At 48.0% G+C, this 13,944-nt stretch carries 15 protein-coding genes; 10 read left to right on the forward strand and 5 right to left on the reverse strand.

Annotation, left to right across the window (positions count from 1 at the left end; all coding sequences use genetic code 11):
- Positions 1 to 65: 65 nt before the first annotated feature.
- Positions 66 to 929, forward strand: coding sequence for a DegV family protein (locus KNP02_RS08445; RefSeq protein WP_214708235.1), 864 nt, complete (start codon positions 66 to 68; stop codon positions 927 to 929).
- A 49-nt stretch (positions 930 to 978) separates the two neighbouring features.
- Here the strand turns inward: KNP02_RS08445 and KNP02_RS08450 are convergent, their stop codons facing one another.
- Positions 979 to 1,530: a histidine phosphatase family protein gene (locus KNP02_RS08450; RefSeq protein WP_214708237.1), complete on the reverse strand. Its 552-nt coding sequence runs from the start codon at positions 1,528 to 1,530 to the stop codon at positions 979 to 981.
- Between the two features lie 111 nt (positions 1,531 to 1,641).
- On the opposite strand from KNP02_RS08450, the gene KNP02_RS08455 reads away from it, so the two are divergent.
- On the forward strand, positions 1,642 to 4,521 hold the full coding sequence (locus tag KNP02_RS08455) for a DEAD/DEAH box helicase (protein ID WP_214708239.1): 2,880 nt from the start codon (positions 1,642 to 1,644) through the stop codon (positions 4,519 to 4,521).
- Positions 4,522 to 4,541: 20 nt separating this feature from the next.
- Here the strand turns inward: KNP02_RS08455 and KNP02_RS08460 are convergent, their stop codons facing one another.
- On the reverse strand, positions 4,542 to 4,955 hold the full coding sequence (locus tag KNP02_RS08460; protein WP_214708240.1) for a (deoxy)nucleoside triphosphate pyrophosphohydrolase: 414 nt from the start codon (positions 4,953 to 4,955) through the stop codon (positions 4,542 to 4,544).
- Between the two features lie 224 nt (positions 4,956 to 5,179).
- Here KNP02_RS08460 and mqo point away from each other — a divergent pair, with 224 nt between their 5' ends.
- From mqo to KNP02_RS08475, 3 genes are all read left to right on the forward strand, one after another.
- Complete coding sequence (gene mqo, locus KNP02_RS08465; protein ID WP_214708242.1) at positions 5,180 to 6,679, forward strand: malate dehydrogenase (quinone); 1,500 nt, start codon at positions 5,180 to 5,182, stop codon at positions 6,677 to 6,679.
- A 116-nt stretch (positions 6,680 to 6,795) separates the two neighbouring features.
- On the forward strand, positions 6,796 to 7,284 hold the full coding sequence (locus tag KNP02_RS08470; RefSeq protein WP_214708244.1) for a hypothetical protein: 489 nt from the start codon (positions 6,796 to 6,798) through the stop codon (positions 7,282 to 7,284).
- A 15-nt stretch (positions 7,285 to 7,299) separates the two neighbouring features.
- Positions 7,300 to 7,992: a hypothetical protein gene (locus KNP02_RS08475; RefSeq protein WP_214708245.1), complete on the forward strand. Its 693-nt coding sequence runs from the start codon at positions 7,300 to 7,302 to the stop codon at positions 7,990 to 7,992.
- Between the two features lie 30 nt (positions 7,993 to 8,022).
- On the opposite strand, the gene KNP02_RS08480 is transcribed toward KNP02_RS08475, so the two are convergent.
- Together KNP02_RS08480 and KNP02_RS08485 are read right to left on the reverse strand one after the other, a co-directional pair.
- Positions 8,023 to 8,547, reverse strand: a complete 525-nt coding sequence (locus KNP02_RS08480; protein ID WP_214708247.1) for a CarD family transcriptional regulator — start codon at positions 8,545 to 8,547, stop codon at positions 8,023 to 8,025.
- A 106-nt stretch (positions 8,548 to 8,653) separates the two neighbouring features.
- Entirely contained in the window at positions 8,654 to 9,082 is a 429-nt protein-coding gene (locus tag KNP02_RS08485) for a MarR family winged helix-turn-helix transcriptional regulator (RefSeq protein ID WP_214708249.1), read from the reverse strand.
- A gap of 135 nt (positions 9,083 to 9,217) precedes the next feature.
- Between KNP02_RS08485 and KNP02_RS08490 the strand changes: the two genes are divergently transcribed.
- The 4 genes from KNP02_RS08490 (at position 9,218) to KNP02_RS08505 (ending at position 12,325) form a co-directional block, all read left to right on the forward strand.
- Positions 9,218 to 9,964, forward strand: coding sequence for a hypothetical protein (locus KNP02_RS08490; RefSeq protein WP_214708251.1), 747 nt, complete (start codon positions 9,218 to 9,220; stop codon positions 9,962 to 9,964).
- 114 nt (positions 9,965 to 10,078) lie between these two features.
- Positions 10,079 to 10,825 (forward strand): methionine ABC transporter ATP-binding protein, encoded by a 747-nt coding sequence (locus KNP02_RS08495; protein ID WP_214708253.1) that lies wholly within the window; start codon positions 10,079 to 10,081, stop codon positions 10,823 to 10,825.
- The gene (locus KNP02_RS08500; protein WP_029596402.1) at positions 10,818 to 11,480 is read left to right on the forward strand and encodes a methionine ABC transporter permease; all 663 of its coding nucleotides are present in this window, start codon (positions 10,818 to 10,820) and stop codon (positions 11,478 to 11,480) included. Before KNP02_RS08495 ends, KNP02_RS08500 begins: the two co-directional genes overlap by 8 nt.
- Before the next feature lie 26 nt (positions 11,481 to 11,506).
- Positions 11,507 to 12,325, forward strand: coding sequence for a MetQ/NlpA family ABC transporter substrate-binding protein (locus KNP02_RS08505; RefSeq protein WP_214708255.1), 819 nt, complete (start codon positions 11,507 to 11,509; stop codon positions 12,323 to 12,325).
- Positions 12,326 to 12,360: 35 nt separating this feature from the next.
- Here KNP02_RS08505 and KNP02_RS08510 read toward each other — a convergent pair whose 3' ends face one another.
- Positions 12,361 to 13,197 carry an aldo/keto reductase gene (locus tag KNP02_RS08510; protein WP_131472018.1) on the reverse strand — a complete coding sequence of 279 codons (837 nt, stop codon included), beginning with the start codon at positions 13,195 to 13,197 and terminating at the stop codon, positions 12,361 to 12,363.
- Positions 13,198 to 13,339: 142 nt separating this feature from the next.
- Between KNP02_RS08510 and KNP02_RS08515 the strand changes: the two genes are divergently transcribed.
- A complete protein-coding gene (locus KNP02_RS08515) occupies positions 13,340 to 13,600 on the forward strand; it encodes a hypothetical protein (protein WP_029333962.1) in 261 nt (86 codons plus the stop codon).
- Positions 13,601 to 13,944 lie beyond the last annotated feature (344 nt).

Below are 13,944 nucleotides of genomic sequence, written 5' to 3' on the forward strand. Positions count from 1 at the left end.
CGTCTGAATCGACGTAGTGGTCTAGGACGATTCTCGTCACTCAGGAGCGATTTTTGGAGGGTACTATGATTAGATTATTGGCAGATTCAACTTGTGATTTATCCGATGAGATTTTAGCGAAATATGACATCGGCGTCGCGCCGCTCATCATTACGATTGACAATAAATCGTATGAGGACCGCGTCGACATCCAGCCCGATGCGTTTTACGGAATGTTGGAAGCGCTACCGGAATTCCCGACGACGGGGATGCCGAGTCCGGCGACATTTATGAAACTGATGGAAGAGGCCGTCGAGAGCGGACATGACGAGATTCTTTGCATCTGTATGTCGAGCGGGACGAGCGGATCGTATCAATCGGCCGTGCTCGGAAAAGAATACTTCGAAGAGGCGCATCCTGATTCGACGGCGAAGATTCATATCGTCGACTCACGCTCGATGAGCCACGGGAGCGGCTGGTTGTTGATGAAGAGCGCCCAGATGCGTGAAGCCGGGGCGACGTTTGAGGAGCTCGTCGACTTCAACGAGAAATATAAGCTGAAAGTGAAGCACTTCTTGTCGGTCGACGACTTGGATCACTTGATTAAGAGCGGTCGCATCTCGAACGCGAGCGCCATCATCGGCAAGCTGTTGATGGTCAAGCCGATTATGAGCATGAAGAACGGCAAAGGGGCCATCGTCGCGAAAGAGCGTGGAACGCGTAAAGTGCTCAAGCACTATACGGACGAGTTCATCAAACGCTGCGACAAAGACATCACCAACTTCGTCATCATCGGCTATACATCGGATCAAAAGATTGCCGAGAATTTGAAGTTGAAGATTCAAGCTGAATCCGACTTCAAAGGCGAGATTTACCTCATGCAGATGGGTGTCTCGGTCGGGACGCACGTCGGTCTCGGAGCCATCTCGATGTTCTTTGTGGAGAAATAAAAAAACGAAAGCCGTCTCGGGAAAGAGACGGCTTTTTCTGTGGATAACGTTATCCACAGGTAGGGACGGACCAGACACGTTCGACGGACCAAAAGTTATCCACAATATCGAGGCGATAGACGTCGGGATTGCTGAGATTGCGCCACGTGTCGAAGTCATAGCGGTTATCCACATGTTGAAGAAGCAACGCGAGCAGGTTTCCGTGCGTCACGAGGACGGTCGTGCCGTTTACGTCGTCGAGTGAAGTGATGACGCTCAAAATCCGGTCCGTCGCATCTTGACCTGACTCGGCACCTGGCACACGGAACGAGGCATCGGTGAACGAATGACGGAGCAACTCGAACCAATCGTCGCGCGGTTCGAGCGAGAGGATGCGTTCGCGTAACTTCGGCTCCGTCTCGATGGTCAGCTGTTTGGACGTGGCGAGTGGTGCAATCGAGGCGATGGCTCGCGTATAGTCGCTCGAGATGATGCGGTCGACAGGAACGTCTTGAAAGAAGTCAGCGAGGGCGAGTGCCTGCTGTTCGCCAGCCTCGGTGAGCGGGGCGTCCGGCTCTTGGCCAGTCGCCGAGCAATGACGGATGAGATAGAACGTAGACATAAAGTTCCTCCTTGATCATTTTTATGCAGAAGATAATAATGAAATATATGTAAAATAAAATACTGGTATTGAAATTATTTGAATTTAGTATAAATCATGTTGGAGGTACATATGACTCATTTTACAGAACAACTCAAAAATTCGTTAGAAAAGGGGTTCATTGATAAGCATCATCATCACGTGAGTCCATTTAAACCTGAGTTATTAATGAATGAAAAACATAAACGACAAGATGTACTCACTTCGCTTCTAGACGAACTAAAGGGATGCCAATCTTTCTTATTCTCTGTTGCGTTTATTACGGAAGCTGGCTTAGCTACGTTAAAATCTACGCTTTCCGACTTACATGACAAAGGTATCCGTGGAAAAATCATGACCTCAACGTACCAATACTTTAATCAACCTAAAGTCTTTAAAGAACTATTAAAACTGAAGAATGTAGATATTCGCATTTCAGAAGTTGAGGCATTCCACTCTAAGGGATACATTTTTCAACACGAAGAGTACTACTCATTAATTGTTGGAAGCTCTAATTTGACGTCTGGAGCGTTAAAGACAAATTACGAGTGGAATCTGAAGTTGACCTCTCACGAGAATGGAGAAATTGTCGGACACTTCCTCGATCAGTTTGAAGAAATGTGGAGTGTTTCAGTTCCATTGACACTTGAATGGATTTCAGCTTACGAACGTTCGTATCGTCCAGTCTTCGGAGAACGTGTAGCTGAATTTCCAGACTCGTATGGAGTCAATCGATTAAAAGAAGCGTTACAGGTAGAACCTAATTCGATGCAACTAGCAGCTTTAAGTGGGATTGAGGCCGTTCGTGCGCATGGAAATACAAGAGCGCTCGTCGTATCAGCGACGGGCACGGGAAAAACATATTTAGCCGCTTTTGATGTTCGTCGCTATCGACCGAAGCGAATGCTATTCGTAGTGCATCGCGAACAGATTTTGCAAAAAGCAAAGAATGATTTTCATCGAGTCATTGGTGGTGATGAAAGTGATTTTGGTATCCTGTCAGGTTCGAGCCGAGCAATGGGGGCCAGGTATGTCTTTGCAACGATCCAAACAATTTCTAAACAAGAAACATTAGATCAGTTTGACCGAGACGCATTTGACTACGTATTGATTGATGAGAGTCACCGAGCAGGAGCGGTTACATATCAACGAATTATAGAACATTTCACACCACAATTTTTATTAGGAATGACAGCAACTCCTGAACGTTCAGATGGATATGATTTATTTAAGTTGTTTGATTACAACATTGCATATGAGATTCGGTTACAAGAAGCGCTTGAAGAGGACATGTTGTGTCCTTTCCACTATTTTGGAGTGACAGATCTTGAAGTGAGTGGAAATCAAGTTGAGTTTGATGTATTCACTCAGCTCGTGTCAGAGGAACGTGTAGAACGGATTATCGAGAAGATTGATTACTATGGTTTTTCTGGAGAGCGTTTATGTGGTTTGATGTTCTGTAGTTCAAAACGAGAAGCGAAACGACTTTCTGAGGAATTGAATCATCGAGGTTTTAGAACATGTGCTTTAACGGGAGATGATTCGCAAGAAAAGAGACGAGTTGAAGTGACTAATTTGGAAGAGGGTCGTCTAGATTACATTTTAACAGTTGATATATTCAACGAAGGTATTGATATTCCAAGCATTAATCAAGTCGTCATGTTGCGACAGACAGAATCAAGTATTATTTTTATTCAACAACTAGGACGGGGATTAAGAAAACACAGCTCAAAACAATACGTGACCGTTATCGATTTCATTGCTAACTACAAAAATAACTATTTGATTCCAATCGCTTTATCCGGAGACCGCTCTCAAAATAAAGATTCGATTCGGAGAAAAGTAATCGATCGTAGCTATATTTCTGGCACGTCGACCATTAATTTTGAAGCCATCGCAAAAGAGCGAATTTACGAATCGATTAATCAAGCAAAACTAACGGACTTAAAAGTGTTAAAAGAGGCTTATCACAATTTGAAAAACCGTTTAGGCCGACCTCCGATGCTAAGTGATTTTGTTGAACATTATTCAATGGATCCAATTGTTATTGGAACAAAGAAGGGTCATTACGGTGCCTTTTTGAATATAGTGGAGCCTGATCTCCCTGATCTTCCTTCCATTCATTCGAAAGTTCTGTTGATGGTGACCCAAGAGTTATTATCAGGAAAACGAGTACATGAGGCATTGTTAATGCAATTTCTGTTGGAGCAGGAAAGTTTGAACAAACAAGATTTTATTCATCGCTTGCGTGAGCAGGGCATACGAAGTGATAAAGCTACCATTCACTCTTTAGAAAACGTATTATCACTAAACTTCTTTAAAGATGCTGATCGATTGAAGTATGGAGGACACGCCTTAATTTCTTGGGAAGGTGAGGTGTATAGATTCTCATCTCATATGCACTCTTTATTAAAAGATGAATGGTTCACTCAGCTGTTTAAAGATGTATTAACAGCTTCCTTAGCTAGAGGTCAACGATACGATCAAACAAAACCATTAACCCGACTTGAAAAGTACACGAGGAAAGATGCTTGCCGCCTATTAAATTGGGATAAAGAAGAACAATCGACGATATATGGCTACAAAATAAAACATCAAACTTGTCCGATTTTTGTCACGTACCATAAGGGTGAAGACGTTGAAGCTAGCGTCAATTATGGAGACTCCTTTATTAATCCAGAAGTGTTTCATTGGTATACGAGAAGCAGAAGAACGACAAAATCGGAAGAAGTACGTAAAATCATTGAAGCACAGGAAAGAGAAATCGATATTCATCTCTTTGTGAAAAAGGATGATGATGAAGGCGGAGATTTCTACTATTTGGGTGAAGTCAAACCGGATCGCGAATCTGTTCAAGATACGACAATGCTGAATCAAGACGGACAGGAATTGTCTGTTGTTACGATGAACTTACTCCTCCAAGAACGTGTCGATCAGCAAATTTACGACTACTTACACGAACAAACGCATTAATAAAAGCCGAGACGTGATTGTTACACGTTCTCGGCTTTTGTCGTTTGATTAATGACGTCGTTGACGGCAGGAATATCTGCTGGGGCCCACACAAGGGAATGTAAGTTATCGCGTTTTAACCAAATTAACGCATCGTGTTCTGTCGCGATAGGCGTTCCTGATTTTAACTCAGCACGCAATGAAATCAATTGAATGATGAACGTTTCATATTCATGTACATGTTCATTAATCACTTCGTGCGCAGTGATTTCGCAAGCTAACTCTTCAGAAATCTCACGTTCAAGTGCTTCTTGCAAATTCTCACCGTTTTCAACTTTTCCACCAGGGAACTCCCACATGTTTGGGATCAACATATTTGTTGAGCGAAGGGCGCAAAGGATTTCTTGGTTTTCATTTTCAATCACTGCTGCAACCACTTTTACTTTCTTTTTCATCATAGCAACCTCATTCTCTTCAGTATTCGTTGCACTCATCATAACATCTCTAGTTACTGAGAGTTGTCTAAGGGAGAAACTCTAAAAGTTTTCCGTACTTAACCCTTATCAAACATCACAAAAGCGTTATAATTAATATAACAATTATAAACGGGGCGAGTCGGCGAATGGGGATTTACCGAATCGTCTCATACACAAATCCAGGGGAGAAGGATGGGGTTTTCATGAGCAGTGTTCAAAAGAGAACAGACGTCATTTTGATTGGTGCCGGTATCATGAGTGCGACGCTCGGGTCGCTTTTTAAAGAGCTCGTACCAGAGTGGGAAGTCAAAGTGTTTGAGAAGCTCGAAAGTGCAGGGGAAGAGAGTTCGAACGAATGGAATAACGCCGGGACGGGACATGCCGCCCTCTGTGAGTTGAACTATACGACCGAGAAGCCAGATGGCACGCTCGATATCTCGAAAGCGATCAACGTGAACGAGCAGTTCCAAATCTCGCGTCAGTTTTGGGCGCATCTCGTCAATAAAGGCTTGATTCAAAACCCGGAAGCGTTCATCCGTTCGATTCCACATATGAGCATGGTCCAAGGCGAGAAAGACGTCGACTTCTTGAAGAAACGTTTGGAAGCGCTAACAAATAATCCGTTGTTTGAAGGAATGGTTTTATCGGATGACCCGGAACAACTCCGTGACTGGATGCCGATCGTCATGGAAGGACGTTCCGTCGATGAGCCGATCGCGGCGACGAAAATCGATTCAGGTACCGACGTCAACTTCGGTGCGCTCACACGGATGCTGTTTGACCATTTGACCGGCCAAGGCGTCGAGGTCAATTACAAGCATAGCGTCGAGGACGTCAAACGGTTGGCGAACGGGCTGTGGGAAGTGAAGGTAAAGGATATTCAGGCGAACACAATCGAGACGCACACGGCGCCATTCCTGTTTATCGGCGGCGGTGGCGGCAGCCTGCCGCTCCTTCAAAAGACGGGCATCCCGGAGTCGAAGCACATCGGCGGATTCCCGGTGAGTGGTCTGTTCCTCGTCTGTAAGAACCGTGACGTCATCGAACAGCACAACGCGAAAGTATACGGCAAAGCGAAAGTCGGCGCACCGCCGATGTCGGTGCCGCACCTCGACACGCGCTTCATCGAAGGGCGCAAAGAGTTGTTGTTCGGACCGTTCGCCGGCTTTACGCCGAAGTTCTTGAAGACGGGCTCAAACCTCGATCTCATCCAATCGGTCAAACCGTACAACGTCGTGACGATGCTCGCGGCCGGGGCGAAAGAGATGCCGCTCACAAAATATTTGATTGAACAGGTGCTCTTGTCGCATGACAAACGGATGGACGAGCTCCGCGAATTCATCCCGACCGCGAAGAACGAGGAGTGGGAAATCGTCGTCGCCGGACAACGAGTCCAAGTCATTAAAGACACGCCGGATGGCAAAGGGACGCTCCAGTTCGGGACGGAAGTCGTCAGCGCCGAAGACGGATCGGTCGCAGCGCTGCTCGGTGCGTCACCGGGAGCCTCGACGGCCGTGCACGTCATGTTGAAAGTGCTCGAGCAGTGTTTCCCAAGCCGAATGCCGGAATGGGAGCCGAAAATCAAAGAGATGGTGCCGTCTTATGGCGTCTCGCTCTCGGATCACCCTGAACTGTTCAAGACGATTCACGAATCGACAGCGATGGCGCTCGGCTTGAAAGAGAAAGGTGTCGTCCACAATTAAGCGAGTACAGGCGAGGATATGAACATATTCTCGCTTTTTCTTTTTGATTGTAAGACAATTAATCCATATATTGGTTAAAAATAAGTAGGAGTCTACATAAAAATAGGAGGTGCTGCATGAATAAAATCATTCTTTCTGAATGGGAGCGTAAAAAATACGGTGATTATGTCAACAAACTTCGAGAGTACCCGGACTGTTTCGAGTATTGTGTGGTCCCTAACTACGAAGACCATATGGAGATCGCACAGACGGAATGTATCCAGTTGGGCGACTGTTTCGCAGTCCTGATGAGGCATGCGGATCACTATATCCTTGTTGCCATCCTGTTCGATGTCGAATGGGAAACGAGACAAGTGTTAGAATGGCTTGACCGCTGGGAAATGCGTTGCATGAGACCGACAACAGAGACGCTTCTAATCTCACATGCGAATGATGTGGTTGAACAAATCAAATTCAAAGACCATCCACTTCTCTTGATTGAAAAAGGGTCGAAGACATTGCTTGTGGATCCCGAAGAACTTGTTGATGTGGCGGATGTGTATGATCAGTATAAGAAAATCAATAACACAGGGCTCGCGGAAGACATCATTATTGAGAAGGAATGAGGAGGGGGATTAGTGATGCAGAAGAACATGGAGGAGCTGGTTCAGCTAAAAGAGGAAGACTCCTATTTTAGACCGTTTGTTGTTGAGTCTCCGGATTCAAAAGGGAATGTATTTATCGTCGGCATCAATCCAGCCACACCTATGAAAGTGAAAGACTTCGAAGATACTAGCGAATATATCGATCTGATTTATAATCGAAGTCGATTCATGGAACGGATGCAGACGCTTCGAATCCGAGACGGAAAATCACGACTCTCTAAGACGCGGGTCGGTTTGAACGCATTCGTGAAAGATTTGGAGGCCAAATCTAGCGGAGTGATTAACGTGGTTGAAACGAACATGAATGCATGGCCTACAAAATCTGCAAAATGCTTGTCTTTACTAAAAAACAAACAAGCGGCAGTATACGGTGCACAAATCTTCAAAAGGGTTTTCTTCCACTACAAACCTAACGTGTTGATTGTCCACAGTAAGCAAGCACTTGGCGAATTACTGGCGTTTTTGGAAATAGAAAAACTAAACCCATCCGTAACCTTCGATTCGAACGTGCGATTAGTGGACTGGATTGCAGCCGGCCCAATTACTTTTACGTACGAAGATGGAACAATCGGGACGATTTTCTGCTCTAAGCATTTTATGTACCACGGACATGTCGGACATAGCTTCCAACCGCTGAAAGAACAGGTGCTGGCCATCTTTGAACAATAAAAAAAGACCTCTTCGCACGGAAGGGGCCAATCAAGTAGTGGCGACAGGTTCTTCGCTCAAATAAGCAGCAATTTGTTGATCGATAATTTCTTCCGATAATTCAAGCGCGAGCGAAAGTTCTTTCACGAGGATCGTTTTAGCGTTCTCTAGAATCTTGCGGTCCTGTTCATATAACTTCTTGTTCATCAAGGTAGCTTCGCTTTGACGGCGAGCAAGCGTGTTGATGACTTGAGCGATGTCGTGACGGTTACCCGAGTGCACGACGTTCAAGAATTCGCGATTGCGGTTGTTCGGATGGGGATTCCATTCGACACCCGGCGAGCGGAACGATTCGAGGATCTCTTTTGCTTCTTTCGCTTCAAGGAGCGTCAACATCATCACTTTATCACTATCGACGGGGATACTGATTTGCAACTTCTGTGCGTTATTGATGGGATGGAGCGTGTAGTACGACTTCGTCTCACCCGCGACCGTCATGTCGGAAATGTCGTCAATGCGGCAAACTCCGTGGGTCGAATAGATGATTAAATCACCAGTTTTGAACAAATCGATCACCTCTTCCTTTCATCAAGTATAGTAGTTCATGACACGAAATGTCAACTCGGTTGACATTTGAGGTGAGATATGACACAAAAAAATCTCTCCCAATCGTTAGGAGAGATTACAAATTCCAGTCGGCTTTCAACAACATTTTCAGTTGTCGGAATGCGTCGTCACCGAGTGATTCGGCTATTTTTTGTTCGAGTTCGGCTTTCAGTGCCTCGTTCTGTTCGTAGCAACGGACTCCGAGCTCGGTCAGCTCGATACATTTATCTTTTCGACTCGTCGGATGATCGGTCACCGTGACGAGGTCTTTGGCTTTCAAGTTCTTGATGAGCTTATGGATCGCTTGGCGGGAGATGTGGACGTTGCGTGTCACTTCGGCAATGGTCGGCTTCGTCTTATAGATGCGGGCGAGCACGTACCATTCGGAGTTGGAGATGTAGATGTCATGTTGCTCGTTCCAAGCCCGTTCGCTGATGCGACGGATTTTGTCGTGACGCTCGCTTAGGAGATCGAGAAGTCGTGTCGTCGGTTCTGTTGGAGTCAAATTGGTCACTCCTATTCCTTTTTGTCGTTCCTAACTATACAAAAGCCGATGTGTCGCGTCAATGCGCAAACGAGATCGTCATCCTCCAATAAGATTTACTAATTTAGGGAACAGAAAAACAGAGGAGGGACTTTCATGCCGACACGTACTGACTTGTTTCAACGCTATAAACAACATATTCTCGAACTGCCCGACCTGGAGGAAGCGACACTGAAGAGTGAACCGTTCTTACTCGAGGAGGACCCGAACAAGCAACTCACGATTTACTATGCACCGTTCGAATACATCAACCCGAACGCCAAAGTCGTCATCGCGGGAATCACGCCGGGGCTGTATCAAATGCGGCAATCATTCGAGGCCATCCGCGATTTGGCGGACGCGCCCGACGAGGAAGCGCTCCGAGCCGTCAAACAACGGGGCAGTTTCTCGGGACCGATCCGCAAGAACTTGGTGACGATGCTCGACGACTTGGAGTTGCATCACCACCTCGGTCTCCCGACGACGCTCGACTTATTTGGCGAGGCGAACCATCTTGTGCAGAATACGGCGGTGCTACCGTATCCCGTCTTCTATAAAGGGAAGAACTACAACGGGTCGAGTCCAGACATGTTGAAGACGGACTTGTTCCGGTCTTATGTCGAAGGCAGCTTCGCCGACGAGATGGCCGTCCTCGAGGACGCACTCATCTTGCCGATGGGCATCAACGTCCGTCGGGCCGTCGAGACGCTCGTCGACAAGGGCATTGTCGCGCCAGAATGCGTCGTGAGCGGATTTCCCCATCCATCAGGGGGGAACGGCCATCGGCATCGCATCTTTGCCGAAAATCGTGAATCGATGCGGCGCCATATCGCTGACCATTTCAAACAGCACCCGTTAAAGTGAACCGCCCCGTGCGGTTCTTTTTTTGTGAAGCACCTCACCTGACAAATTTGCTTTAGTTCGCTAAAATGGGGTACGAGGTTGACCCAGTTTTCCCATAAGAGAAAGGAACCGTCTATGATCACGTTAACGAATGTCAGCAAACAGTTCGGCCGCGACGCAGCCGTCCGTGACGTCTCGCTTCAGATCGAGCGGGGCGAGGTCTACGGCATCATCGGCGCGAGCGGGGCCGGCAAGTCGACGCTGCTCCGGTTGATGAACCTGCTCGAGACACCGGATACAGGGCAAGTCACGGTCGATGGGGACGAATTGACGAGCTTATCGAGTCGACAGCTACGCGAGAAGCGCCACGTCATCGGCATGATTTTCCAACAGTTTAATCTCGTCGCGAACAAGACCGTCTATGACAATGTGGCCGCTTCAATGAAGCTGGCTGGCCGGCCGCGCTCGACGCATGAGGCCCGGGTGCTCGAGTGCCTTCGTTTCGTCGGGCTCGAGTCGTTCAAAGATAAATACCCGGCACAGTTGAGCGGCGGGCAGAAACAGCGCGTCGCCATCGCGCGGGCGCTCGCGAACGAACCGCACGTCTTGTTATGTGATGAGCCGACGTCGTCGCTCGACCCGAATACGACGGCTGAAGTGCTCGGCGTGTTAAAGTCGATTAACGAGCGGCTCGGCGTCACCATCGTCATCGTGACACATGAGATGGACGTCATCAAACAAGTGTGCGACCGCGTGACCGTCATGACGGACGGTTCGGTGTATGAGACGATTGATGTCATTCCGAGTGGGGTCGCAGACATCGATGACAATCCGTCCTGGTTCGTCGATCAACTGAAGAAGGCAGGTGAACCACATGCCTGAGGTGCTCCTGCAATATCAGACCGAGATTTGGCAATCGATCGGCGAGACGTTCATCATGGTCGGCGTCTCGATTCTCGCGGCCGTCCTCCTCGGCCTGCCGCTCGGGACGTGGCTCTACTTGTCACGAAAAGGGCAACTGCTCGAAAATCGGGCCGTCTTCTCCGTGCTCAACTTGATCGTCAATATCGTCCGCTCGTTCCCGTTCCTGTTACTCGTCGTGTTTTTGATTCCATTTACGCGGCTCATCATTGGAACGGCCATCGGGACGGCGGCGGCAACCGTGCCGCTCGCCATCATCGCCATCGCCCATTACTCACGACTCGTCGAGCAGTCACTCCTTGACGTACCGCGTGGCGTCGTCGAGGCGGCCGTGTCGATGGGGGCGTCCATCAAAGACGTCATCTTCAAGTTCTTGTACGTCGAGGCCCGTTCCGGTCTTGTCCTCGGGCTTACGACGTCAATCATTAGCTTCATCTCGTACTCGACCATCATGGGGGTGGTCGGGGGCGGTGGCATCGGCGACTTTGCCATCCGCTACGGCTATCAACAGTTCAAGACGGAGCTGATGATGTACATGATTTTGATCATGCTCGTCTTCGTCCAGATGATTCAGTTCACCGGTACGACGGTGGCTCGGCTCATCGACAAACGCTAATTACCTAAAGAAAGAAGGAGAACTTTATGAAAAAATTATTGGCGCTTTTCGCCTCACTCACACTCGTCCTCGCGGCGTGTGGGAACGATTCCGAAACGAACACGACGGAAGCCCCGTCAAACGAGCCGCAGACGCTCAAAGTCGCATCGCTTATCCCACCGATGACGGATATGCTTGAAATCGCGAAAGAGCAACTCGCAGAAGACAACATCGAGCTCGAAATCGTCGTCCTCGGTGACAACGTCCAACCGAACACAGCGCTCGCAGCAAAAGAAGTCGACGCGAACTTCTTCCAACACGTCCCGTACATGGAAGAGTTCAACCGCAGCAATGACGCTAACCTCGTCCCAATCGAACCGATTTACTTCGCCAACTACGGTGTCTACTCGAAAGAGTATGACAACATGAACGATATCCCGGAAGGCGCGACGATTGCCATCGCGAACGACGTGTCGAACATCGACCGCTCGCTCTCATTGCTCGCGCAACACGATGTGATTAAGCTCGGTGAGAAGAACGGGTCGTATTACACGCAAGCCGATATCACAGAAAACCCGAAGAACCTCAAGTTCGAGGAAGTCGATTTGCTCATGCTCGCGCGTGCGTACGATGACGTCGATGCGGTCCTCATGACGCCGGCCTATGCGGCGCCACTCGGCTTGACGCCGAAGAGCGATGCCCTCTTGACGGAAGGTGTCGAGAACGACTTCGCCATCACACTCGTGGCCCGTGAAGACAACAAAGACGAAGAAGCCATCCAGAAACTCGGCGAAGCACTCACAAGTGACGAAGTCCGTGCGTTCTTGGAAGAAAATTACGAAGAAACGGCGATTCCGGCGTTTTAACGAGAAAAGATTGAGCCCAGACGGCTCAATCTTTTTTAGTATTCCTCGTATTCTCTCGGGTCTTGATTATCGATGCGGCCGTCTTGCTTCGTCAGGGCGTTGAGCGTCTCCATCTCGTCCTCGGTCAATTCGAAGTTGAAGACGTCGAGGTTCTCTTTTTGGTGCAACTCGCTCGACGAACGCGGGAGCGGGATGACACCGAGTTGGACGTGCCAACGCAGAATGACTTGGGACACGGTCTTGCCTTTTTGTCTTGCTAGTTCCGCAATCGTCTCGTCATGCGTGACAGTCCGGGCTCGGCTCAACGGACTCCATGCCTCAGTGATGATGCCGCGCTCTTTGTCAGCTTGACGCTGTTCCACTTGGGAGAAGTATGGGTGGAGCTCGATTTGGTTGATGACCGGTGTCTCACCCGTCTCCTCAATCAAACGGTCGAGGTGCTCAGGCATAAAGTTCGAGACGCCGATGGAGCGGATCCACCCGTTCTCTTTCGCTTGGATGAGTGCGCGCCACGCCTCCACGTATTTGTCTTGTTTCGGGTTCGGCCAATGTAACAGGAACAAGTCCCAATAGTCGAGGTTCGCCCGGTAGAGCGACTCACGAATCATCTCGAGCGCATCGTCGTAGTCGAAGTATTGGGCGCGAAGCTTCGACGTCAAGAACAGTTGCTCGCGCGGGATGCCGGATTGCCGGACGGCTTCGCCGACCGTTCCTTCATTGTCATAGCGAATTGCCGAATCGATGAGACGATAGCCGTTGCGGATAGCGCTCGTGATGGCGTCGACGCCCGGTTCACCTCGTAAATAAACGGTGCCGAGCCCGATTGCCGGAATCTCGTAGCCGTCATGTAGTTTGATGGTTGGGATGTTCATGAAATGCCTCCTCATTCAAAATCCGTTCTCTTGTCCGATATTCCACTTTCCCGGGGAATCAAACGTTTGAATCGGTCGGAGTTAATTAAAATGGAGTTGCCTATTTTCCTGTTTTTGGGATAATCGGCATGAGGTGATGGGGATGAAGTGGTGGTGGATGTTCGGGATATTGGCCATTGGAGGAATGATGTTCGTCAATGAGGCTTGGTATGGAAACTCGGCGGCGTTTGGAACGGCGACCAGTATGATTATCGTGGCGTTGATTGGCCTAAAGAGTTTAGAAAACCGATATCGGATAAGAATGGGAGTCATCTTTTCATTATTGATTGCTGGAGCGATTTACTTTGGGTTGCCGAGTTATTCAGTCGCCGAGGCGGAACATACTTTGAAACATTCACACTGATACGGAACAAAGCCCGAAAACACGCTATCTTACGCGCTTTTGATTTAGAGTTGGTGTTTGTTTGGTGTTTAAAGATAATAAACGAAAATTAATGATGAAATACAAAACGGCCCTTTTTACACTTTCTGTTAGTGTTTGGATGAGCACCATTTTTTTATTATAGCTTGGAGGGTTTCGTTAAATAGTTGAGTTATTCACACATTCGCGACAAAATGTTAAACAAAACTACCTGTTTAGGTGATTAGGATGATAGCTGTTTGTTAAACAAACTATTTGAGCCTATGGCGGATATTCCAAAAAAACCGGTAACTGGATCATGTTGTTCCATAATCTTCATTAGCTTT

Source organism: Exiguobacterium sp. s40 (assembly GCF_018617905.1).
GTDB classification, from domain to species: Bacteria; Bacillota; Bacilli; order Exiguobacteriales; family Exiguobacteriaceae; genus Exiguobacterium; species Exiguobacterium mexicanum_A.

Coding starts and splice junctions, on each gene's coding strand:
- KNP02_RS08445 (WP_214708235.1), top strand. CDS start 66: ATGATTAGATTATTGGCAGATTCAACTTGTGATTTATCCGATGAGATT.
- KNP02_RS08450 (WP_214708237.1), bottom strand. CDS start 1,530: ATGTCTACGTTCTATCTCATCCGTCATTGCTCGGCGACTGGCCAAGAG.
- KNP02_RS08455 (WP_214708239.1), top strand. CDS start 1,642: ATGACTCATTTTACAGAACAACTCAAAAATTCGTTAGAAAAGGGGTTC.
- KNP02_RS08460 (WP_214708240.1), bottom strand. CDS start 4,955: ATGAAAAAGAAAGTAAAAGTGGTTGCAGCAGTGATTGAAAATGAAAAC.
- mqo (WP_214708242.1), top strand. CDS start 5,180: ATGAGCAGTGTTCAAAAGAGAACAGACGTCATTTTGATTGGTGCCGGT.
- KNP02_RS08470 (WP_214708244.1), top strand. CDS start 6,796: ATGAATAAAATCATTCTTTCTGAATGGGAGCGTAAAAAATACGGTGAT.
- KNP02_RS08475 (WP_214708245.1), top strand. CDS start 7,300: ATGCAGAAGAACATGGAGGAGCTGGTTCAGCTAAAAGAGGAAGACTCC.
- KNP02_RS08490 (WP_214708251.1), top strand. CDS start 9,218: ATGCCGACACGTACTGACTTGTTTCAACGCTATAAACAACATATTCTC.
- KNP02_RS08495 (WP_214708253.1), top strand. CDS start 10,079: ATGATCACGTTAACGAATGTCAGCAAACAGTTCGGCCGCGACGCAGCC.
- KNP02_RS08500 (WP_029596402.1), top strand. CDS start 10,818: ATGCCTGAGGTGCTCCTGCAATATCAGACCGAGATTTGGCAATCGATC.
- KNP02_RS08505 (WP_214708255.1), top strand. CDS start 11,507: ATGAAAAAATTATTGGCGCTTTTCGCCTCACTCACACTCGTCCTCGCG.
- KNP02_RS08510 (WP_131472018.1), bottom strand. CDS start 13,197: ATGAACATCCCAACCATCAAACTACATGACGGCTACGAGATTCCGGCA.
- KNP02_RS08515 (WP_029333962.1), top strand. CDS start 13,340: ATGAAGTGGTGGTGGATGTTCGGGATATTGGCCATTGGAGGAATGATG.